This window comes from Butyrivibrio sp. X503 (assembly GCF_003625475.1).
GTDB lineage: Bacteria > Bacillota > Clostridia > Lachnospirales > Lachnospiraceae > Butyrivibrio.
This window is the reverse complement of the sequence record NZ_RAIQ01000004.1, coordinates 302,634-322,713: the sequence shown is the minus strand read 5'-3', so window position 1 is coordinate 322,713 and position 20,080 is coordinate 302,634. Positions and strand designations below refer to the sequence as shown.

Genomic DNA, 20,080 nt, shown 5'->3' with positions numbered 1-20,080 from the left:
TATATTCCGGTTTGTGAGGGATAAAATGATAAGCAAGAAAATACAGAAGTATATAGATGAGCACACTTTCTGTTCAGAATACCTTTTCAAGGATTATATAAACAAAGAGAAGGAAAAAGGTTTTCGATACGGCAAAGAGTATATCAGTCATGAACTTGTGCCGTCTTTTTATCTAAGCGAGTGATAAGGAGTAATGTTATGACAAAAAAACTGTTTTTGCAGGCGATAACAAAAATAATGATCGGGTTGATATTATTTGGCTTACTTCTTTTTGTACCTGCAGGAACGATACATTATCCAAATGGCTGGTTAATGATCGTCATTTTGTTTGTTCCTATGTTTGTAGCAGGGATTGTTATGATGTTTAATAATCCTGATCTTCTGAAAAAGCGACTTAATGCAAAAGAAGAGGAAAAAGAGCAGAAGACCGTCGTGGCACTTAGCGGCATAATGTTTGTTGCTGCTTTTATTGTTGCGGGCCTAAACTATCGGTTTAAGTGGATGATCCTTCCCAAATGGGCAGTTATTATCGGAGTAGTGGTGTTTTTGTTAGCTTATATTATGTATGCTGAAGTGCTTAGGGAAAACACTTTTTTGTCTCGCACAATAGAGGTGCAGGACAATCAAAAAGTAATCGATACGGGCTTATACGGTATAGTTCGTCATCCTATGTATTCGGCTACATTGTTTCTTTTTATTTCAATGGGGATTGTTCTTGGTTCACTCTTTTCATTTGTGATCTTACTCTCGTATATTCCCATTATTTCAAAAAGAATGAGAAATGAAGAAAAGGTCCTTGAAGAGGGGCTCGAGGGATATAAAGAATACAAATCAAAAGTAAAATATAAAGTGATCCCGTTTGTTTGGTAAGGGATGAATTCCGGTTTGCGCTGATAATCCACAAACGCAGGCGGCAACATATTTAGACATAACAGAAAAAAGGGAGTAACTCTTGGCGAAAATAATATTCCTAGATATTGATGGAGTGCTGAATTCAAACTTCTGGAACAATGAACACCAGAAGGAAATAAGCAATGGAAAATATATTGATACAGAAAAAGTGAAGCTTCTATCTGTGCTTGTGAAAAAATCAGGCGCATCGATTATTCTTCATTCCGGATGGAGATTTTGGTTCGGAGAAGATCTGAAACCTTTACGCCCGGAAGCCGGTCATTTGGTTGAGCTTCTACGAAATGAGGGTATGTCTGTTGCAGGAATGACACCGGACCTTACAACTGAGGAAATCAGAAAGACTAAGAAATTTAGCAAGATCAAGGCCGACGAAATCTTGATGTGGCTAAAGAATAATCCTGACGTTGAAAGCTGGGTGGTTTTGGATGATCTGGAGCTACATAACGCAGATGTTGAAAAATACCAGGTAAGAACTGATGCAGAGCAGGGCCTAACAGAAACTGATGTAGAGAAAGCTTTGGATATACTAAGTAATAACAAGAGATCGGAACCTGCGCGATAAATCGGAGTTTGTGGAGGAGAGTTATGGATATTAAATACAAAAAACTGACAGAGGCGGAACTAGAAACCTTTGTTGATATGCGAATTAAGCAGCTAACAGAGGAGTATGCTTCGAGTGGGAAAAAAGTCCCAGAAAACGTAAATCTTAAATTAGCACTGTTTGATTATTATCATAAGCATATGAAAGATGGCACTTTTGTGTCATGGTTAGCCATGGATGGTGATACGATAATTGGAACTAGTGGGATGTCGTTTGTTGAAAAACCACCGTATTTTACATGTCTGTCAGGAAAACTTGGGCTACTTTCAAGTATGTACACTAATCCTAAGTACCGTCGTATGGGAATAGCGAAGAAACTTTTGGATTGTGTCGTAGGCGAAGCGAGAAACTATGGCTGCAGCTCTGTTCACATTACTGCTTCAGATATGGGGGTGAAGCTGTACACCGCTTATGGATTCAAGCATAACGAGAATTTTATGATGTTTGATCTATAAATTCAAATTTGATCATTATTGGAGGTTATTATGAAAAGGGAATTAGGTATAGCACGATGTGGTTTGGCTTGTTGTTTATGTAGTGAAAATGATCATTGTAGTGGATGCGACACCGGCGAGTGTCCGGACAAAGCTTGGTGTGAGAACAGAAAATGTTCTATGGATCTTAATCTGGGACATTGCTATGAATGCGATAAGGATTGTAAAAAAGGTCTTTTGTCTAAAATTAAACCATATGGTTTTTCTTTATTCATCAAGAGGTTCGGAGAAAAAGAGTTACTGGACTGTCTTGAGAGAAATGAGAAAGCAGGAGTGATTTATCATAGGGAAGGAATTAACGGTGACTATGATGATTTTGATGATGTTGAAGAACTAATACAATTTATAAAGACCGGAAGAGGTAGACATGTTAGATAATAAAGGATTTGATCTATGGGCAGATGGATATGATAAATCTGTAGGGATATCAGATGAGGATAATACTTATCCGTTTGCTGGATACAAAAAGATTCTGGGAAGTATATATAAGACAATAATGGAAAAACCGAATGCGGAAGTTCTTGATATAGGTTTTGGAACAGCCACGCTGGCAACAAAATTGTATGAGAATGGATGCGTTATTTATGGACAGGATTTTTCGGCAAGAATGATCGAGCTGGCTTCTGAGAAGATGCCGGATGCTCATCTTTATCAGGGCGATTTCACACAAGGATTGGTAGAACCGCTTAAACAAAAGTCTTATGATTTCATTGTTGCAACTTATTCTATTCACCACTTAACGGATGAGCAAAAGGTTCTTTTTATAAAAGAACTACTTGAGCATCTGAAGGATGGTGGCAAGATCCTGATCGGGGATGTGGTTTTTGAGAGCCGTAGTGAATTGAATGAGTGTAAAGAAAAATGCGGCGATAAATGGGATACTGATGAAATATATTGTGTTGTTGATGAATTAAGATCAGAATTTCCTGGTCTAAGCTTTGAGAAAATGACATATTGCTCCGGGATCCTAAAGGTCTAAAGAGTAATTTGAGGAGGATGCAGGCTATGGATTATACAGATAACAAAGTAAAAGTTACAGTTGTTGAAAGTCATTGCCCTAAATACAACCCCGGCGATATCATTCGATTTATAGGTAGTGAGCTTGATAAGGATAACAGTGATAGGGTTTGCATGGTGGCTATGCAGGCAATATATCCTTTTATTTATGCTTTCAGAAGAGGCGGAAATCTAAAGAGCGGTCCATATCAATGCACGGATTGCGGTGAGACTGTTGTGTTTAATATTGAGATAGAGGAATGATTTATTGATCGACATTTGAGGTGGACGGGATGAAAATTGAAATGAAATCTATTGGCTACGTTAGAAATGAAGTAAAGGACAGAAAAGATGTTTCATGGGGAGAAGATACTTCTTCAATCGTTTTGGAAAAGCAGTATTATTCCGGATTAAAAGGGCTTGAAGATTTTTCGCATGTGATCATACTTTATCATCTTGATAAAGCAAAATTTGAAAAGGATAAGCACCTCCAAAGAAGACCGCAGAACAGAGAAGATAAGCTTGTTGTAAAAGGGCTCGACGCCGTAGATGGCACTCCGGTTTTGGATATAAAGCCGTACTATCCTGTATATGATAAGAAAGATGCGTCGGTTCCCGAGTGGGTAGATCGATTGATGGAACACTATTTCTAATGCATGAATTTTTATTTGTAGGGGATTTTGAGAAAATATGGAAATATCGGTTATGACATATGGTCATCCGTTTTGGGAAAATACAATTTCCTTTGCGGAGAATTGCTCATGGAAGGCAGGACCGTATCTTGCCAAAATGATGCGTAACAAAGAATTCTCGGAAACAGAGCGCGTGTTTGTTGCCAGTGAGGGAGATGAAATCATCGGATATTGTACTTTTGCTAATAAAGACGAATTGCCGGATGATGCCCAATATACACCATTTATCGGATTTGTTTTTGTTGATGAAAAAAGCAGAGGAAAGAGAGTTTCTGAACGAATGATTAATGTCGCCTCAGATTATGCCAGATCCATTGGTTATGAAAAGATTTATATCATGAGCGGAGAACAAGGCTTATACGAGAAATACGGTTTCGTAAAGATAGGTGATTTCAAAACCGTATATGGTACTGAGGATCAGTTGTTTCAAAAAACGTTATGATAGCCTTTTATCTGGTAATATAAATGACAAAGATAAAATTCCAGTTTTATAGACGATGACAAATCGGAATTTGTGGATTTTGGTAGAATTCGATTTTCCTACTTAGGAGGGGGTATAAATGGCTGAAATTGAATATATTAGATGCACTGGAACAAATATAGACTTTATTGAGAACTGTCGACTATTAGATATGGATTTAGATAGGCGCGTAGGAAGAGTTATTAAGAGAGATAAATATATACAGTATAATCGGCTCGATGATATCAAGGAGGTTGTGGTTGCGTATATTGATGGAAAAGTCGCAGGCGCTGGAGCAATTAGAGAATATCAGTATGGTGATATCGATAATGCAACCGAGTTAAAAAGAGTATATGTCAGAGATGAATTTCAAGGAAAGGGAATAGGGACCAAGCTGGTTCTTCAATTAATTGAGTGGGCGAAGGAACTGGGATACAAGAAATTGATTCTTGAAACAGGAGAATTGCTGCAAGAGTCGTGTCATGTATATCGAAAAGTAGGATTTAATAAAATTGAAAACTATGGTCCGTATGTTTCTATGCCAGAATCACTATGCATGATGAAAGAATTGTAACGGAAAAATGGATAAATTCAAGGTTGTCGAGATAATTGAAGTCGATTCTTATGTTGATTTTAGTACGGAGGAAAGGAAAAAGATGAAATACCAATACAAAGAAATGCCGGAATCTATGAAGGGGACATACGGAGAATTTGCAAAAAACTTCGGCTTTGATTGGAAAGAGTTTATTATGGGAATCCCGACGCCGATGTTCCTTGTCACAACATATAAATCTAACGGACAGCCCAATGCTACGATGCAGTCATGGGCAGGGTTTACGAGTGCGAATCATGGGTGCGGGTATTACGTGATTCTATGCAGCGTGAATAAGTGTGGACATCTTTACCAAAGCCTAAATGAAAAGAAGGCAGCAGTGCTGAATTTCATGTCTTCTGATTTATACAACGCCTGCATGAAGACGATACAGAATAATCAGCTCGAGGCAGATGAGATAACTTCATCAGGGCTTACTGTGGAGAAAGCTTCATGGATAGAAGCGCCGATGGTCGCTGAATGTTTCATGAACCTTGAGTGCAAGTATTTGTGGGAGAAAGAAATCGTACCGGGTGATGATCATGTTATGATTTGCCTTGAAGTTGTAGGCGGGCATATAGAGAAGGATTATATAGAGGATATGTTCGGAGACAAAGGGATTCTTTACAATGTCCATTATCCTATAAATCCGGAAAATGTGAAAGAAAAAGGCTGCGATTATGTAGCTGCACTTAGGAAAGTAAATCAATCCTACGAATATTGATCATATACAAGGCAGCGCAATGCTAAAGCAGTGATAAATTCTTGTTTAACGAGGTGAAAATGGTAATCATTATAACAGGTCCTTCCCATGTAGGAAAAACACTTCTGGCTCAAAAGTTACTTGAAAAATACAAGTATCCATACATTTCAATTGATCATCTGAAGATGGGACTAATTCGTAGTGGGAATACAAATCTTACGCCTAGTGACGATGATGAACTTACTAAATATCTTTGGCCTATTATCAAAGAAATAATAAAGACTGCCATTGAGAACAAGCAAAATCTTATCGTTGAAGGCTGCTATGTTCCTCCCACATGGCGTGCGAACTTTGATGCATCATATCTAGAAAGCATAGAATTTATCTGTTTAGCCATGACAGATGATTATATTGATAACAATTACGATAATATAATCAAGCATGAGTCAGATATTGAATCTAGAATGATTGAAGCTGACTGTACAAAAGAGGAACTCAAGCAGTGCAACAGCTGGTTCATTAATGCATTTAGTCATGCAGGCGAAAAGATTATTATAATATCTGAAGATTATGAAAAAGCGTTAGATCAACTAATTGACTAACAAATTCAAGTTTGTGAGATGGATATGAGTATACGTTTAATGACAATTGATGATTATAAAAAAGTGTATAAGTTGTGGATGTCCTGTGCAGGAATGGGTTTAAATAATCTTGATGATTCAATAGAAGGCATAGAAAAATTCCTCAAAAGGAATCCTGATACTTGTTTTGTTGCAGAAGTAGATAACAATATTGTTGGTGTGATTATTGTTGGAAATGACGGTAGGAGAGGATATATTTATCATACAGCAGTAAATCCACAATATAGAAAGCAAGGCATCGCAAAGAGTCTTGTAGATACGGCTATGGAAGCATTACAGAAACATGGAATCAATAAGGCAGCGTTGGTTGTTTTCGATAGAAACGAAGTTGGAAATGACTTTTGGGAGAAAATGGGCTTTATCGTCCGTGATGATTTAGTATATCGAAACAAAGCTCTTGCTGAAATCATCAGAATAGACACATAAATTCAAGTTTATGGAGATGTATATATGAGCAAAATTCTATTTTTAACAAGCAGCCCTTTCACAGGACGGGGACTTCCTTTTAACACGGAAAACGAATTTGTCAGCCGAATGCAGAAGGCTATTCATAAGTATAATAAGGGGCTTTTTATAACTGCATCACCGGATGATTATGATGAAACAGATGGTTTTTCATTTGGAATAAAATACACGGCAGAGATTTCAGGAATGGAGTTTGAGTCTTATACAGTTTTAGATAGACGAAATCAAAACGATGCTGCGAAGTTGGTAAAGAGTAGCAATTTTATTATCTTGGGAGGAGGCCATGTTCCAACACAAAATCGATTCTTTAGCGAGATAAGGTTAAAGGAACTCCTGGAGGATTTTGATGGCGTGATTTTCGGAATTAGTGCCGGAAGCATGAATAGTGCGGAAGAAGTTTATGCACAGCCGGAGCTGGATGGTGAATCATTAGATCCTGATTATAAGCGGTTTATTACGGGATTAGGACTTACAAAAACCAAGCTCATTCCGCATTATCAAGATATAAAAGACAGATTCTTAGATGGTAAAAGACTTTTTGAAGATATTACATATCCGGATAGCATGGGTCATACTTTTATTGCAATCCCTGACGGAAGTTATCTATATTCTGAAGATGGTAAGGAAGAATTAATGGGAGAGCATTTTGTCATTAGCGATGGTGGTATTGTATGACATGCGCAAATTCCAGTTTGTCGAGATGATGATCGTACATTATCTCGCAATATTGCGGGATAAATAACGAATGCAGAGAGGATTTAATGACTGTGTATTTATATCACTATTATGATAAACGTTCAGGTCCGTTTAGAAGCTTGACAGCACTTCCTAAGGAAGAGGCATGTTCTGTGCTCGAAAGAATAAAAAAGGAACGACCGTATTCTTTTGCTTCGCACAGGGATATGGACTATATAGTTAAGCGTTGCAACTGCGAAGCTATTGTACGGGAAAAGGCAAAAGAAAAGGGTATTATCATGGATATTGCTTCTCCGCATTATATGGTCGTTGAAGCATGTCCATGGCTAAATACATGGTTTGAAGAACCTGGAGAAATAGCTATTTCGATAAAAGATTTCGATACAGCAAAGGTATCATTTACATACGGTGATTCTATGCCGACATTCAGCCCCAGAGTAAATGATGGTAAAGAGTATAGAAAAAAAGTATATACTTACGAAGAAATTTTAGCGGTTGTTGAGAAGTATGGTATGCCTCAAGAGTGGAATGCTAATGGAGAAAAAGGGCCTGAGAGATACATAGAAGCGCAGGTATGGACAAACAGTCCGATAGAAAGTTATCTCAGATAACACCTGAAAAGTTCCTCTTTGTTGATTCACTTATGGCGTTTACTGCATTTGATGTTTATGGCGCAAAGAAAGTGTCTTTAGGTGTTTTTGAGAATAATGAATCAGCGTATTACTGCTATAAAGCAGCGGGATTCAAAGATGTCATTCTTGATGAGATAGAGACTTATGAGGTTCTGGGCGAAGAATGGAAATGCACGGAAATGGCCATAGAACGTTAACTCGGAAGATTATTTTTCTCAACGAAATAATTCTTGGTTTAAGTTTTGTATTGCTACGGATCGGAAGATGATGTGAGTGTCAGTTTCCATGAAACAAAGATATTATCTAGAAAATGGATTTATTGAAGAGAGAACTTCCAGTATTTATAGTGGTTTGCAACCATGAAAGTGATTGTAAGCCGCTTATTTATTGGATATAATCATTAGTAATTATTTTGTAGAAGATAAATCGCAATTTGATAAAACAATTATCTTTTAACATAACTTGCTAAGCATTTGAGGAATGAATATGAAAAATAAACGTGATAAGGCAATAGAATACTTCTCACAAAAGATGCACTGTTCACAAGCGGTATTGGCGACGTTTCATGAGGAATGCGGAGTATCGGAGGAACAGGCCTTTAAACTTGGATCCTGCTTTGGGAGCGGTATGCGTAAAGGCGAAGTTTGTGGAGCTTGTACCGGGGCTCTTATGGTTTTGGGATTATTGTATGGACAAAGCCATATCGGAGATCAGTGTGAGCGGCAGAGATCAAACAGAATCAATGATCTTATGATAGAGCGGTTTGAGAAAGCTAACGGATCGTATATATGCAATGATCTGCTGGGATATGATGTGTCAACACCGGAAGGCGCACAGAGAGCAAGAGAAGATGGTCTTTTTGTGGATTTCTGCCCAAAGATGGTAGCAAGTGCGGTGGATATTCTTGAAGATATTATAAAAGAAATGGAGAACGACGGAGTTGATAAGCATTAGGGAAGTTCATATAAGCGATGCTCCGAGGCTGGCAGATATGTATTCATATTACGTTGAGAATACAGCAGTCTCATTTGAATATGAGGCGCCAACAGCAGATGAGTTTGTGATGCGTATCAAGCGCACAACAGAAAAATATCCGTATCTGGTCTGCGTTGATGACGGGAAAGTGGTAGGCTATGCTTATGCTGGAGCTTACAGCACAAGGCAGGCATACGACTGGACCGCAACCACCTCGATCTATGTCGATAAGGAGTATCGTAGAAAAGGTATAGGGACTCTTCTTTACAATGAATTAGAAAAAAGACTTAAAGAGCAGGGAATCGTTAATCTTTTGGCGGGAGTTGCTTCATGCGAAGATGAGGATGAATATCTTACACATGACAGCAGCAAGTTTCATCTCAGCAAAGGATATACACAGGTGGCTCATATGAAGGCTGTTGGCAAGAAGTTCAACAGATGGTATGACCTATTGTGGTATCAGAAGAGATTATAACTTTTTATATAAATGAGTATGACAAATCGCAATTTATCGAGGCAAATTATATTTCAGTTTTATTGACGATGGAAGTGGAGAGACGCGAGATATGTTTGGAATGTTTATTAATGAATTCGTTGGCGCATTAGTACAGGTATTGCTATTTTCTTTGATTCCCCTGATCTTTTGGCTGATATTTGTCAGGAGAAAACAGAACTTTTTTAAGTGGATAGGAATAAAAAAGATCAAGCATGAAGGGAAATGGTGGGGAACAGCATGTGCAATCCTTATTGCTACTGGACTGTATATAGGATTAACGTCATTTGCAATCCGGTTTCTTCCTGAAGGGGTGACCACCGCAGGCAGAGACTTTGCCGGCAAAGGATTTGCTGCATTTCCGGCTGTATTGGCATATGGCTTTATCCGTACTGGATTATCCGAAGAAATAGTCTTCAGGGGTTTTTTATTAAAACGTTTTGGAGAAAAGTTTGGGTTCATCACCGGCAATATCATACAGGCAACCCTATTTGGCATGATGCACGGAATTCCTTTTGGTTTAGCAACACACAATATACCTGTGACTATAATAATGACTATACTACCCGGTGCTTTTGGGTGGTTCCAGGGATGGATGAACGAAAAAAAATTTGGTGGGAGCATTATTCCAAGCTGGTTTTTGCATGGAACGATTAATGTCATAGTGGCGACGATAGCACTATAACTTTGAAGTTAATCGCACAAATTCAAGTTTGTCTAAGGAGGGTTGGCGGTCCAAAACAAAATGGGCCACTACCCCCGTCCCTTAGGGCCTTGCTTTTTACTGCTTATCGAGGTAGTCAACAGCCCACTCAAGCTCGTAATCTTCACCTTCGCTGAGTATTTTTAAAGCGGCTTCCTTGTCGAAAGGAATGCGTACTTCCACAGGATTACGGCTTACTCTGTCGGCTCTTGTGTCAATGTTGGGGACACCCTCTTCGTTCAACATGAGCTCAGTGGGATAAGACAATGTGACTTCTGCGTCTGACAAGATGCATTGGCCGCCTATAGCCTGATTACAACCGTTGGGATCGGTTATTCCCGCAAGGGTCACGTTGGGGAGCCTGGATAGATATAAACAAGTTCCGTCACCTGCACTTAAGCATCGCAGATTTGTAAGTACCACAGCATTGAGATATGCGAATTCACCGTCGCCTTTGATGCTGTGATCCGGGGATGTGCATATATACTTGCCATTCTTGCGGTATCCGAAACCCTGGCCGTAGAAATGTTCTGTGGTCAAAAGATCTCCCAATGCCATTCCAATCTCGTCATAGCCGCCTCCGTTGGCACGCATATCTATTACAAGTTGCTCCATTCCCTGAGCTTTGAGATCTCGAAGCTTTTTGCGGAACATTTCTCTTGCCCACTTGTGGTCTCCTGTCATATATCCCATGTTATCTTCAGTGCTATCAAGTGATGTTATCTCTGCATTTAGTTTGATGTAACCTACTTTGTCGCTTAGCATCTTGGTGCTGAAGTTGTCTTTAACCAATTTTTCAAAGCCTTCCGTAGCTATATATCCCCATCCGCGAAAAAGAGTGCTGTATACATTTTTAAGAGTATCTTCTTCACCAAGATCCTTTAATGTGACAGCTTTTTCTTTTCCATCCTTATCCAAAAAAATTACATCAACAGTATCGCCTCCGGTCCTTGAAACTTCCATATATGAGAGAAACTGATCATTGCGTTCTACGGGCATTCCCTGATCGGGAACATTCTCTTTTACCGCAACATCAATAGGCATATTGTCCCATTTGGTAATAACTGTTCCGTCTTCTATTCCGAGCTTGTTAACTTCGGGTGAGGTAGCTACTGCGATGACCTGTCCGTTATCAACACGCACTGTGGCAAGCCCATATTCATGTGTATCTTCTGTGATAGGATATTGTTCTTCATCGAAATCATAATTTACCCAAACATGACCATCGTGCAGTTCCTTTCCGAATGCGTCAACTGCTTTATAGAATTTGGCGGGATCATGTTCTTTTTCAGCTTCTTTTACAAGAGGCATATATTTATCTTCAAGAGAAGCAAAATCAACTTCCTTCCATTCCTTGAGGACATAGGACTTGTCCATGGTAGCGATCATCTTGTGGAAAGATTTGGTATAGCTGTCATTCGCGAAATTGTATGTGTGAAAAGGTGAAGAAGTAAGACTGATAATAATGCAGGCAGCGGAAGCTAATCCCAATAATACGTTAGCAGCCTTATATCCGATCTTTCTTCTTGCAAAAGGGAAAAGAATAAGCGAGCTGACTGCAGACAAATACATAAATTTGTAGTCACTCAAAAGCGGAAGATAGCCGCGTACGTATATAAGGAAGTGTATGCCGGCAATAACAGGGGGAATAAGGCAGAGCAGTTTCCATAAGCTCATTTTGTAATAATCATTCCGCCATCTCTTATGCAGTATCCTGAGGATGATCAGCATAGCCAGGATCGCAAGGTGCCAAACAATCTGAACTCTATTTATCGTCATAAATTGGGCAAGTAAAGTGCCAAATACTTTTTTTATCATATAACTCTCCTCGTAATCTATTGATTCATTTTAGTAGCGTCTGTAGCGGCTTTCCGGCATAATACTGCGCTAGACGTACTACGATAGCAATACTATGTTTGTAGTGGTAATAATAAACTCTCTCGTCCGGTTTGTCAACACAAAAATGAGCCTAGGGGACGGGGATGTGTTATTTTATTATTTAAATAAGGAGGACACTTCCAATGTGTATCTTGTGAAGGATGGAACTCTTTTCCTTCTATACGGTCGCAACGACTTTGAGAAGATGACAAGACGCAAATATGAGTACATTAAAGGTTTTAACGGCCACATGGAGATCGGCTCCTGGAACAAGCCTTATGAGGAAAAAGACCTTTCGGAGGAATAAAAGGTGCTGCGGGCCTGTTGATATAAACTCAACCACTACGCCATTGGATTTATCTCCGCACATGGTATCATGGTCATAGAACGTTCTGAAGATTACATGGCAGAAGCTTTTGCCAAATTCTAACACCGGAGGGACAACTATGATGTATTTACCTGCAAACCTTAAGAAGTACAGGATGCAAAAAGAACTGACGCAGGAAGATGTGGCAGAATATCTTGGAATTACGGCGCAGAGCGTTTCAAAGTGGGAAAGAGGGGAGTCTTACCCGGACATAACACTTCTCCCCGCGCTAGCCAATGTATTTGAGACAAGCGTTGATCTGCTTCTTGGGATGGACACTATCCGCGCGGAGGAGACACGCCTCAATATTCATAAGAAGGCAATAGGCTATCAGCGAAGCGGGGATCTGGATATGGCGGAAAAGACCTATCGAGAAGCCCTACTGATATATCCCAATAAACCCGGAATGATTCTTGGACTTGCAAGTACACTTGCGTTAAAGGGTGAAACTGAAGAAGCTATAGAGCTGATGGAAAGAGGGCTTCCTATATCACAAAACGAAAGGCAGAAAGCGACTATGCGTGCGGCGCTGTGCTTCCTATACCTCAAGGCAGGACGAGAAGATACAGCTAATAAGCTGGCTTCCCAGCTCCCGCATACAAGAGAGAGTAGAGAGGTTATTCAGCCGCTGATTCAGCAAGGGCTCGATCAATCGGAGATTGAAGAGAATATCAGATCTATTATCCTTGGCGATGGAGAAGGAATATGGTAAATTGCACTATATACATAAAATGAACCACTAACCCTGTCCGCATGAAGAAGGATATTATGGATACGGCAAAGAGAGAGCTTTATGACTATAGACCTTAAGGAGGATTTCAATGGAATTTAGAAGGCTGGCGCAGGCAGATCTTGAGTCGCTTTTGGAATTATACAAACAGCTTCAACCGGAGGATGAGCCGGCAGCTGTAGATGACAGCAAAAGAGTCTGGAATGAAATTGAGGGTGATCCCAATATCCGGTATTTTGGAGCTATTGATAACGGCAAGGTAGTATCCACCTGCTTTGCGGTCTATATACCCAATCTTACCAGAAACAACAGGGGCATCTGTATTGTAGAAAATGTAATAACTGATAAAGACTACAGAAATAGGGGATTGGCATCGAAGGTCATTGATATGGCTATTTCTTTTGCCAAAGAAAAGAACTGCTATAAAGTTATTCTTCAGAGCGGTATTGCACGAGAAGAGGCACATCATTTTTACGAAAGCAAAGGATTTAACGGGGATTCAAAAAAGGCGTTTGATATGCGACTTGAATAAGATAAACACACATTAAAGGGGAACTATACATCTTGTTTATGGAGGAACAATGCGTTCATTTATAAGACTTACTGATTTTAAATCAGATGAACTTCTGAAGATTTTTGATATAGCTGATAACATCGAGAAGTATCCCGGATTTCTGAAAGGCAAAACTGTTGTGATGTTTTTCCCGGCTAGTAGCATAAGGACCAGAGTCTCTTTTGAAAAGGGGATATATCTTCTTGGCGGCCAATCAATATTGTTTGACCCGTCCACGCTTGATAAAAAAGAAGATATCAAAGATGTGTGTGGCTATCTTCAAAACTGGGCAGATGCTGTTGTTGTGAGATACAAAGACATCAAAATGCTCGATAAAATGTCTGATGCAATGGATGTTCCTGTTGTAAATGCTTTGACCGATGATAATCATCCCTGCGAGATGATGTCAGATCTTTATGCTCTTTCCAAGATAAGGACAAGCTATCTTGATGATGAGTATTTATTTGTCGGAGTAAATGGGAATATAGGAAAGGCATGGAAAGAAGCGTCTGAAGCTTTTGGCTTTTCTTTGACTCAGTGCTGCCCTGATGAATACAAGATTCCGGGTGTTAAATTTAACAGTGATCTACAAGATGGTATAAGAGGAAAAGATATTGTCTGCACAGATTCTTTTCCGCAGGATAGTCTTAAGGACTTTGGACCATATCAGATCACAAAAGATATTATGAAGCAGGCAAACATAGGCGCAGTCCTTAATCCATGTCCGCCCTTCTATCGTGGTGAAGAGGTATCTGAGGATGTGATCGATGCTGATTTCTTTGTCGGATATGAGTTTAAGGAGAGCCTTTTGAAAATACAGCAAGCAATACTGATCTATTGTTTGTCGGACTGATAATATGTGGCTTTAGAGGAGAGATATGAGAGCTTTGATCATTAACTGTAGTCCTGTCAAAACAGGTGCTACTGCAGAAATCGTTAATATAGTCTCGGAAGGGTTAGCTCATAGATATGATTCAAGATCCGTATGCATTGCAGATTATTCTTTTTCATTTTGCAAAGGCTGCAGAAGCTGCCATACGACTGCGGAATGCGTTCAGCATGATGATGTGGATAAACTGATGAATGAGTTTGAGCAGGCAGATGTGATCGTATCGGTTGCACCATCATACTGGGCAGACGTCCCAGGACAGTTCAAGGCATTTATAGATAGATTTTTGTAAGAGCATTTGATAAATCGGATTATGCGAAGGAAAAGGAACTTTGAAAGAGCACTAAAGGTTCTTGGGGGATGAAGGATATACAATTGACAGTTGACGCTGAAAAACAGCAGTGTTACACTCGATTTAGATATAAGATACAAAAATAAAGAGGAAAGCGAGGTAATCATAATAATGAGTGCAATGAGAATAGAGATTGTAACTGAATATAGAATGATGGCCTCGGTATGCCTATTTTGATATATTAGACTAGTTCTATTCTATATTTGCAACTTCGACCGTGGCTTGTTTTGTCGCGGTATTTTTATGCCCTTTTTAGGGAAAAGACACTATTGAAAACACAGATAAATGGAGAAAAAAACAGCAATGAATAATTTAACTATAAGAAAAGAAACAAAAGAAGATTTTTATAACACAGAACACATGGTAATGAGAGCATTCTGGAACATTCACGGACCCGGATGTAATGAGCACCTGATGGTGCATAAGCTAAGGGAGGCAAAAGAGTATCTTCCCGATCTTAGCAGAGTGGCAGAGATGGATGGACAGATCGTCGGTGCGGTCTTTGTTTCAAAAGCAAGAGTTGTTGACGGTGATACAGAGCACGAGGTTCTGTGCATCGGACCTGTGGCAGTAGAGCCGACATGCTTTAGCATGGGCATTGGCGGAAAGCTTCTTGCGGAAGTTGCAAACGCTTCCAAGGCAGCAGGTTATATGGGCATCGTGATGTGCGGGGAACCGGATTATTATCCTAAGCACGGCTTTATCACCTGCGATAATTTTGGGATCGAGCACGGAGATGACGGCAACTTTGATGCCTTCATGGCTTATCCGTTAAATGACGGCTTTAAAGATATCCACGGCAAATTCTACGAGGCGCCTGTATTTGAGGAGTGTGAAGATGAGAAAGAGATTGAAGAGTATACCAAGAACTTCCCGTACTACAAGCCTCTCAAGCTTTCATGCCAGTGGCTTCATAAGGAGAGACTTGGAAGGATTTCCGAGATTCAGAAGAACAGCTATACGATAAGATTTTTTGAAAAAGATATCCCGGCGAAGCTCAAAGGCTCTTTTTACAACGAAAGTCCCGATAAGCTTCCGGTTGTGGGAGACTATGTCATATTTGCTTATAACCCAATAGGGGATTCAATGATCCTGTCTGTATGTGAAAGAAGCAGCTTCCTGACAAGACCCGACCAGGCCAAGACAGGCACCATGCAGTATATGGTCGCAAATGTGGACTACACCTTTATTGTCACATCACTAAATGAAGACTACAGCTATAACCGAATAGCCAGATACGTCAGTGTTGTTCTTCAGGGAGATTCAATCCCTGTGGTGGTCCTTACCAAATCTGACCTGTGTAATAATACAGGAAGATATATAAGAGAAGTAGGAACAATTTCAGATAAAGTCAGAGTCCATGCTATCTCAGCTATTTATGGAATTGGTCTGGAAGAACTTGATGAGTATCTGATTCCCGGAACAACCATCTGCTTCATGGGCTCCTCAGGCGCAGGAAAGTCAACGCTATTAAATGCCATTTGCGGCGAGGAGATAATGAAGACTTCAGAAGTCAGGGCTTCTGATTCAACAGGAAGACACACAACTACTCACAGGCAGCTTATCATGCCGGGCAACGGAGTCTCTATCATTGATACACCCGGTATGAGGGAGCTGGGAATGGCTCAGGTTGAAGAGGGACTTGATGGCACCTTTTCGGATATCATAGAGCTGGAAAGTCAGTGCAGGTTCAGCGACTGCAAACATGAAACCGAGCCCGGATGCGCTATTAAGGCAGCTATTGAAAGAGGAGAGCTTGATCCCGACAGATACATGCTATATAAATCTTTGGGGCAGGAGAACAGAAACAACTACGCTAAGAAAAAAGAGATTTCCAAGTGGGCCAAGGCTGCCAAGAAATTTAAGGATAACAACAATTTCCGGTACTGAATCGACTCTCCGGGACCAATGGTCTATTTGACTGAAATGTGATAATATACACTATAAATGCGGACAACACTTTGGTGAAGAGGATGATAGAGAATCTGATCACAAACTCCGTTGCGCATAATGAGAATGGCTGCAATGTGACGGTTTCCCTAAAGCAGGAACCAAAAGGTAGGGCAGTGCTGACTGTCTCCGATGATGGGCAGGGGTGCGACGATACCAAGCTAAAAGCCCTTAATGCCAAGCTTAAGTCCGATTATCTTCCGGAACACGGCCTTGGCATCCGCGTGGTCAAGCAGGTTGCCCGGAAGTACAGGTACAAGATAAGGTTCTGCTCGGAAAAAGATGGATACTTTAGATGTGAGGTATATTTTTAAGGGTATATGATGAAAAGAGAAAGAAAACAGATAATAATGTAAGCATCACTTCTTACTAATGACGGCTATGGCAATAATCCTGTTTAATCCCATAGAAGCAAGAGCGGTAGATACTATTATTCTTTCTGAAATACCGGAAAATTCAGATTTTGGAATATCAGGAGATACTATTATTATATGTTGATGTCGATAGAACATTAAATACAATCAACATTCCGGAACAGAGAGGCTCTTTGGGATAAGGACGGATGGCTCGGCCTTTGCGGAGCAGGTTCAATACTTGGATATGATACGGATTGAACAGTGGTTTTGGGGTTTTGTGTGCTTTTTGCGAGCGGTTTGGGGCTGGGAAGCATATAGGAACTGTGGTTATTGAAAAACTATATGCTTCTTGCAAGTAATAGTGCGATAGAAAGCATATAAATATCTCGAAATCATGGCATTTTTTAGTTAGAACAACTATTAATCTAAATATAATAGAATGCAACATTATAGGTGCGGAAGCTGTGTACTAAGTAAAGCGAGATAAAAGGAGAGATTTGATCTTAATATGGATGATCGTATTTACATGAAAACTTCAAAAGATAATTTATGGACGAATAACCCATGGCTATGCTTTGCTTTGATGGGTATTGTGATTGTTCCATGGGCGGTGCATATTGGGCCTTTTAGGTTATTTTTATATATACCGGTTCCAATAGAATTTGCTTTGATGATTTTAGTACCGACAATTTTTTTTATAATAATGAATCAGAGACATAATATGTCGAAGTCCACTGCATTTATTGTAAAAGATCGTCGATTATATGCGATTCAGTTGCATGATACAAAAAAGAAGCTGGTAGAAGGCGGATCTAGCGGCACTTTTTATGCACCGGCAGGTTCAGCGGCGCAAATGGCTGCGTTGCCGGATAATATCAAAGCGGCTAAACAAAATCTTACCTATGCAGCTGAAGTCATGGAACGAAGGAAAAATCCACAAGCTTTTTTTGAAGGCTTGGAGGAAGTAATAAATTATAAAGAGCAAAATCCTGACAAAGTTGATTATTATACTACTTTAAGCCGAGTTGAAAAATTCATGGCGGATTCTTTTGAAAATGCCGGGTTAATGCGTGTTAATGCAGATAATGCCATGTATGCTTTTTCAGAGCTTAAGAATCCCAGAATAGAAAAGGTTGGTAAAAAGACATTTCATGTGTCATTTGATGACGACAACGAAGTGAGGAGAACGATCATTTTTACAAACTGTTTTGGGAACATAATAAATGATATACAACAGCATGAGTTTTTGTGAATTGATTGATTTAGGAAAAACTCGATATGAAATATTTAAAATGGATAGGGTGGGAAGCATATAGGAACAGCGATTTTTGGATTTTTATATGCTTTTTGCGAGCGATCAGGAGGTGAAAAGGCATATAAATGCCATGATTATCGAAAAACTATATGCTTCCTACAAGAAATAGAGCAGTAGAAAGCATATAGAAATCTCGAGATCATGGCATTTTCCAGCTAGAAAGATATTATTCCAGCTAGAAAGACATTATTCCAGCTAGAAACACATTATTCCAGCTAGAAAGCTCAGGACAGTGAGGCCCCACTACGCCCCAAACAAACCGCAGTGTTCTTAAGATGCTCTATATTCCATAAGAGTCGTGTTCTGCCATTCTCCGAATATATCTTTGGCAATTCGCTCTCTGTAGCCAATCTCTCTGAAACCGCATTTCTTGTGGAGAGCAATGCTGGCTTTGTTGATTGAGATTATGGCGGAATAGATGCTCCAGTAGCCAAGCTTCTGGCTCTCTTCGATGAGATGATTTACAAGAGCTGTGCCAATGCCTTTTCCCTTGTGTGCGGAATCAATGTAAACACTCATTTCAGCGACGCCCTTGTAAACGCAGCGGCTTGAGGTTGGGCTTATTGATATCCAGCCAACAACCATACCGTCTTCTTCATAGACATATCTGCATTCTTTGATATGACTTTTGTTCCATTCGTCAAAGCTGGGGCACTCGGTATTGAAGGTGGCGATGCCGCTCTCGACTCCTTGTTTATAAATTTCAGCTACTCTGGACCAATCCGTATCAAGCATTTCTCGTATCACAACAGTTTCCTCCGTTAAAAATTATTTATTTTCTGCTTTTAAGCAAGCGGCATTATAAAGCTGCAAAGCTTCCAGAACCATATCCTGCTTATCTTTTTCTATGCATGAGAATACTTTTTTGAACTTCTCATACATGTCGTTTTCAATCTTATTGAATCTGGATTCGCCGTTTTTGGTGAGTGTTAAAATGACGCAGCGACGATCTTTTTTTGAAGGTTCGCGTAGAACAAAGCCCTTTTGCACAAGCTCTTCGATGGCACGGCTGATACCGCTTTTATCTAGCTTGAGATTTTTGGCTAAGTCTTTGATGTTTATGCCGGGTTGCCGGCCAATCTCTACCACAAGAAAGCATTGCAAAGTGTTGACGTTACACTGGCTGCAATCCGATTGATTCATGTTTTCAAGATTGCGTTCAAGCTCTCTGGTATATTCGCGAAATAATCTTATCTTATCCATGCGCCTCCTCCTTTGTAAGATTATGATATGAAGAATGGTTGCGAAAGTCAACAATTTATTTTCGCAACAAAATCACGAGACTCACATGGGACGGTCCCGGATTAGCTTGGACCACTAGTCTATTTTACTGAAATGTGATAATATACATTAGGTTTTTATATTAATGCCAAAACAGCTTAAACAAAGGCTTTTTAGAAGGAGATAAATAGAAAATGAAACTAGGAATCGTGGAAACCTGCCTATTTCACGTATTTTCACGTTTCCTCACAAAGCGTTTTATTTCCTAATATTCCCCAAAGTCCAATTTTACATAGTTTCACATAAATTCACGTGAAATGGATAATACTGGTACAGAGATGGAACAAAATTGGTACAAAGATGCGTTCCTACGCCAATAAAGTATGGTAAACCTAGGGTGGGTAGTTTCACCAG

30 protein-coding genes are annotated in these 20,080 nt (G+C 39.7%); 27 read left to right on the top strand and 3 right to left on the bottom strand.

The annotated features are described in order from the left end of the window. The first annotated feature begins 25 nt into the window (after positions 1–25). The 19 genes from D6853_RS15290 (at position 26) to D6853_RS09315 (ending at position 10,037) form a co-directional block, all read left to right on the top strand. On the top strand, positions 26–184 hold the full coding sequence (locus D6853_RS15290) for a hypothetical protein (RefSeq protein WP_158588711.1): 159 nt from the start codon (positions 26–28) through the stop codon (positions 182–184). 14 nt (positions 185–198) lie between these two features. After that, positions 199–870 (top strand): methyltransferase family protein, encoded by a 672-nt coding sequence (locus tag D6853_RS09400; RefSeq protein WP_120657746.1) that lies wholly within the window; start codon positions 199–201, stop codon positions 868–870. An 82-nt stretch (positions 871–952) separates the two neighbouring features. Then, the gene (locus D6853_RS09395; RefSeq protein WP_120657745.1) at positions 953–1,474 is read left to right on the top strand and encodes an HAD domain-containing protein; all 522 of its coding nucleotides are present in this window, start codon (positions 953–955) and stop codon (positions 1,472–1,474) included. 23 nt (positions 1,475–1,497) lie between these two features. After that, positions 1,498–1,968, top strand: a complete 471-nt coding sequence (locus D6853_RS09390; protein ID WP_120657744.1) for a GNAT family N-acetyltransferase — start codon at positions 1,498–1,500, stop codon at positions 1,966–1,968. 30 nt (positions 1,969–1,998) lie between these two features. Next, positions 1,999–2,385, top strand: coding sequence for a DUF3795 domain-containing protein (locus D6853_RS09385; RefSeq protein ID WP_120657743.1), 387 nt, complete (start codon positions 1,999–2,001; stop codon positions 2,383–2,385). Next, complete coding sequence (locus D6853_RS09380; protein WP_120657742.1) at positions 2,375–2,986, top strand: class I SAM-dependent methyltransferase; 612 nt, start codon at positions 2,375–2,377, stop codon at positions 2,984–2,986. The genes D6853_RS09385 and D6853_RS09380 overlap by 11 nt, the downstream gene beginning before the upstream one ends. A 26-nt stretch (positions 2,987–3,012) precedes the next feature. Next, a complete protein-coding gene (locus tag D6853_RS09375; RefSeq protein ID WP_158588710.1) occupies positions 3,013–3,267 on the top strand; it encodes a TIGR04076 family protein in 255 nt (84 codons plus the stop codon). Positions 3,268–3,296: 29 nt separating this feature from the next. Continuing rightward, positions 3,297–3,656, top strand: a complete 360-nt coding sequence (locus D6853_RS09370) for a TrmO family methyltransferase domain-containing protein (protein WP_120657740.1) — start codon at positions 3,297–3,299, stop codon at positions 3,654–3,656. Between the two features lie 37 nt (positions 3,657–3,693). Next, positions 3,694–4,137 carry a GNAT family N-acetyltransferase gene (locus D6853_RS09365; protein WP_120657739.1) on the top strand — a complete coding sequence of 148 codons (444 nt, stop codon included), beginning with the start codon at positions 3,694–3,696 and terminating at the stop codon, positions 4,135–4,137. 118 nt (positions 4,138–4,255) lie between these two features. Further along, positions 4,256–4,729: a GNAT family N-acetyltransferase gene (locus D6853_RS09360; RefSeq protein WP_120657738.1), complete on the top strand. Its 474-nt coding sequence runs from the start codon at positions 4,256–4,258 to the stop codon at positions 4,727–4,729. Between the two features lie 7 nt (positions 4,730–4,736). Next, positions 4,737–5,471 (top strand): flavin reductase family protein, encoded by a 735-nt coding sequence (locus tag D6853_RS09355; protein ID WP_120657737.1) that lies wholly within the window; start codon positions 4,737–4,739, stop codon positions 5,469–5,471. A 59-nt stretch (positions 5,472–5,530) separates the two neighbouring features. Then, positions 5,531–6,052 carry an AAA family ATPase gene (locus D6853_RS09350; RefSeq protein WP_120657736.1) on the top strand — a complete coding sequence of 174 codons (522 nt, stop codon included), beginning with the start codon at positions 5,531–5,533 and terminating at the stop codon, positions 6,050–6,052. A 39-nt stretch (positions 6,053–6,091) separates the two neighbouring features. Next, entirely contained in the window at positions 6,092–6,517 is a 426-nt protein-coding gene (locus D6853_RS09345; protein ID WP_330542036.1) for a GNAT family N-acetyltransferase, read from the top strand. Positions 6,518–6,541: 24 nt separating this feature from the next. Continuing rightward, on the top strand, positions 6,542–7,231 hold the full coding sequence (locus tag D6853_RS09340; RefSeq protein ID WP_120657734.1) for a Type 1 glutamine amidotransferase-like domain-containing protein: 690 nt from the start codon (positions 6,542–6,544) through the stop codon (positions 7,229–7,231). A 173-nt stretch (positions 7,232–7,404) separates the two neighbouring features. Next, positions 7,405–7,863, top strand: a complete 459-nt coding sequence (locus D6853_RS09335; RefSeq protein ID WP_243108327.1) for a hypothetical protein — start codon at positions 7,405–7,407, stop codon at positions 7,861–7,863. Continuing rightward, entirely contained in the window at positions 7,827–8,081 is a 255-nt protein-coding gene (locus tag D6853_RS09330) for a hypothetical protein (RefSeq protein WP_243108326.1), read from the top strand. The genes D6853_RS09335 and D6853_RS09330 overlap by 37 nt, the downstream gene beginning before the upstream one ends. A 289-nt stretch (positions 8,082–8,370) precedes the next feature. Then, positions 8,371–8,838, top strand: a complete 468-nt coding sequence (locus D6853_RS09325) for a C-GCAxxG-C-C family protein (RefSeq protein ID WP_120657733.1) — start codon at positions 8,371–8,373, stop codon at positions 8,836–8,838. Beyond that, positions 8,825–9,334 carry a GNAT family N-acetyltransferase gene (locus D6853_RS09320; protein WP_243108325.1) on the top strand — a complete coding sequence of 170 codons (510 nt, stop codon included), beginning with the start codon at positions 8,825–8,827 and terminating at the stop codon, positions 9,332–9,334. The genes D6853_RS09325 and D6853_RS09320 overlap by 14 nt, the downstream gene beginning before the upstream one ends. Positions 9,335–9,425: 91 nt before the next feature. Then, the gene (locus D6853_RS09315) at positions 9,426–10,037 is read left to right on the top strand and encodes a CPBP family intramembrane glutamic endopeptidase (protein WP_120657732.1); all 612 of its coding nucleotides are present in this window, start codon (positions 9,426–9,428) and stop codon (positions 10,035–10,037) included. A gap of 96 nt (positions 10,038–10,133) precedes the next feature. On the opposite strand, the gene D6853_RS09310 is transcribed toward D6853_RS09315, so the two are convergent. After that, a complete protein-coding gene (locus D6853_RS09310) occupies positions 10,134–11,873 on the bottom strand; it encodes a S41 family peptidase (protein ID WP_120657731.1) in 1,740 nt (579 codons plus the stop codon). Between the two features lie 205 nt (positions 11,874–12,078). On the opposite strand from D6853_RS09310, the gene D6853_RS09305 reads away from it, so the two are divergent. From D6853_RS09305 to D6853_RS09270, 8 genes are all read left to right on the top strand, one after another. Continuing rightward, a complete protein-coding gene (locus tag D6853_RS09305) occupies positions 12,079–12,240 on the top strand; it encodes a hypothetical protein (protein ID WP_243108324.1) in 162 nt (53 codons plus the stop codon). Between the two features lie 139 nt (positions 12,241–12,379). Further along, on the top strand, positions 12,380–13,012 hold the full coding sequence (locus D6853_RS09300; RefSeq protein WP_120657730.1) for a helix-turn-helix domain-containing protein: 633 nt from the start codon (positions 12,380–12,382) through the stop codon (positions 13,010–13,012). Between the two features lie 109 nt (positions 13,013–13,121). Further along, positions 13,122–13,562, top strand: a complete 441-nt coding sequence (locus D6853_RS09295; protein WP_120657729.1) for a GNAT family N-acetyltransferase — start codon at positions 13,122–13,124, stop codon at positions 13,560–13,562. A gap of 49 nt (positions 13,563–13,611) precedes the next feature. Then, positions 13,612–14,436: an ornithine carbamoyltransferase gene (locus tag D6853_RS09290; protein WP_120657728.1), complete on the top strand. Its 825-nt coding sequence runs from the start codon at positions 13,612–13,614 to the stop codon at positions 14,434–14,436. A 25-nt stretch (positions 14,437–14,461) separates the two neighbouring features. Then, positions 14,462–14,764 carry a flavodoxin family protein gene (locus D6853_RS09285; RefSeq protein ID WP_120657727.1) on the top strand — a complete coding sequence of 101 codons (303 nt, stop codon included), beginning with the start codon at positions 14,462–14,464 and terminating at the stop codon, positions 14,762–14,764. Between the two features lie 363 nt (positions 14,765–15,127). Then, positions 15,128–16,714: a ribosome small subunit-dependent GTPase A gene (rsgA, locus tag D6853_RS09280; protein WP_158588709.1), complete on the top strand. Its 1,587-nt coding sequence runs from the start codon at positions 15,128–15,130 to the stop codon at positions 16,712–16,714. A gap of 38 nt (positions 16,715–16,752) precedes the next feature. After that, positions 16,753–17,088 (top strand): ATP-binding protein, encoded by a 336-nt coding sequence (locus D6853_RS09275; RefSeq protein WP_330542029.1) that lies wholly within the window; start codon positions 16,753–16,755, stop codon positions 17,086–17,088. A gap of 550 nt (positions 17,089–17,638) precedes the next feature. Next, a complete protein-coding gene (locus D6853_RS09270; RefSeq protein WP_120657724.1) occupies positions 17,639–18,382 on the top strand; it encodes a hypothetical protein in 744 nt (247 codons plus the stop codon). Positions 18,383–18,715: 333 nt separating this feature from the next. On the opposite strand, the gene D6853_RS09265 is transcribed toward D6853_RS09270, so the two are convergent. Further along, positions 18,716–19,192 (bottom strand): GNAT family N-acetyltransferase, encoded by a 477-nt coding sequence (locus D6853_RS09265; protein ID WP_330542027.1) that lies wholly within the window; start codon positions 19,190–19,192, stop codon positions 18,716–18,718. Between the two features lie 21 nt (positions 19,193–19,213). Further along, positions 19,214–19,648 carry a MarR family winged helix-turn-helix transcriptional regulator gene (locus D6853_RS09260; protein ID WP_120657722.1) on the bottom strand — a complete coding sequence of 145 codons (435 nt, stop codon included), beginning with the start codon at positions 19,646–19,648 and terminating at the stop codon, positions 19,214–19,216. Between the last annotated feature and the right edge of the window lie 432 nt (positions 19,649–20,080).

What these genes read in the sequence shown, in the direction of transcription:
- D6853_RS15290 (WP_158588711.1), top strand. Translation starts at nt 26, where the DNA reads ATGATAAGCAAGAAAATACAGAAGTATATAGATGAGCACACTTTCTGT.
- D6853_RS09400 (WP_120657746.1), top strand. Translation starts at nt 199, where the DNA reads ATGACAAAAAAACTGTTTTTGCAGGCGATAACAAAAATAATGATCGGG.
- D6853_RS09390 (WP_120657744.1), top strand. Translation starts at nt 1,498, where the DNA reads ATGGATATTAAATACAAAAAACTGACAGAGGCGGAACTAGAAACCTTT.
- D6853_RS09385 (WP_120657743.1), top strand. Translation starts at nt 1,999, where the DNA reads ATGAAAAGGGAATTAGGTATAGCACGATGTGGTTTGGCTTGTTGTTTA.
- D6853_RS09380 (WP_120657742.1), top strand. Translation starts at nt 2,375, where the DNA reads ATGTTAGATAATAAAGGATTTGATCTATGGGCAGATGGATATGATAAA.
- D6853_RS09375 (WP_158588710.1), top strand. Translation starts at nt 3,013, where the DNA reads ATGGATTATACAGATAACAAAGTAAAAGTTACAGTTGTTGAAAGTCAT.
- D6853_RS09370 (WP_120657740.1), top strand. Translation starts at nt 3,297, where the DNA reads ATGAAAATTGAAATGAAATCTATTGGCTACGTTAGAAATGAAGTAAAG.
- D6853_RS09365 (WP_120657739.1), top strand. Translation starts at nt 3,694, where the DNA reads ATGGAAATATCGGTTATGACATATGGTCATCCGTTTTGGGAAAATACA.
- D6853_RS09360 (WP_120657738.1), top strand. Translation starts at nt 4,256, where the DNA reads ATGGCTGAAATTGAATATATTAGATGCACTGGAACAAATATAGACTTT.
- D6853_RS09355 (WP_120657737.1), top strand. Translation starts at nt 4,737, where the DNA reads ATGGATAAATTCAAGGTTGTCGAGATAATTGAAGTCGATTCTTATGTT.
- D6853_RS09350 (WP_120657736.1), top strand. Translation starts at nt 5,531, where the DNA reads ATGGTAATCATTATAACAGGTCCTTCCCATGTAGGAAAAACACTTCTG.
- D6853_RS09345 (WP_330542036.1), top strand. Translation starts at nt 6,092, where the DNA reads ATGACAATTGATGATTATAAAAAAGTGTATAAGTTGTGGATGTCCTGT.
- D6853_RS09340 (WP_120657734.1), top strand. Translation starts at nt 6,542, where the DNA reads ATGAGCAAAATTCTATTTTTAACAAGCAGCCCTTTCACAGGACGGGGA.
- D6853_RS09330 (WP_243108326.1), top strand. Translation starts at nt 7,827, where the DNA reads ATGGACAAACAGTCCGATAGAAAGTTATCTCAGATAACACCTGAAAAG.
- D6853_RS09325 (WP_120657733.1), top strand. Translation starts at nt 8,371, where the DNA reads ATGAAAAATAAACGTGATAAGGCAATAGAATACTTCTCACAAAAGATG.
- D6853_RS09315 (WP_120657732.1), top strand. Translation starts at nt 9,426, where the DNA reads ATGTTTGGAATGTTTATTAATGAATTCGTTGGCGCATTAGTACAGGTA.
- D6853_RS09310 (WP_120657731.1), bottom strand. Translation starts at nt 11,873, where the DNA reads ATGATAAAAAAAGTATTTGGCACTTTACTTGCCCAATTTATGACGATA.
- D6853_RS09300 (WP_120657730.1), top strand. Translation starts at nt 12,380, where the DNA reads ATGATGTATTTACCTGCAAACCTTAAGAAGTACAGGATGCAAAAAGAA.
- D6853_RS09295 (WP_120657729.1), top strand. Translation starts at nt 13,122, where the DNA reads ATGGAATTTAGAAGGCTGGCGCAGGCAGATCTTGAGTCGCTTTTGGAA.
- D6853_RS09290 (WP_120657728.1), top strand. Translation starts at nt 13,612, where the DNA reads ATGCGTTCATTTATAAGACTTACTGATTTTAAATCAGATGAACTTCTG.
- D6853_RS09285 (WP_120657727.1), top strand. Translation starts at nt 14,462, where the DNA reads ATGAGAGCTTTGATCATTAACTGTAGTCCTGTCAAAACAGGTGCTACT.
- rsgA (WP_158588709.1), top strand. Translation starts at nt 15,128, where the DNA reads ATGAATAATTTAACTATAAGAAAAGAAACAAAAGAAGATTTTTATAAC.
- D6853_RS09270 (WP_120657724.1), top strand. Translation starts at nt 17,639, where the DNA reads ATGGATGATCGTATTTACATGAAAACTTCAAAAGATAATTTATGGACG.
- D6853_RS09260 (WP_120657722.1), bottom strand. Translation starts at nt 19,648, where the DNA reads ATGGATAAGATAAGATTATTTCGCGAATATACCAGAGAGCTTGAACGC.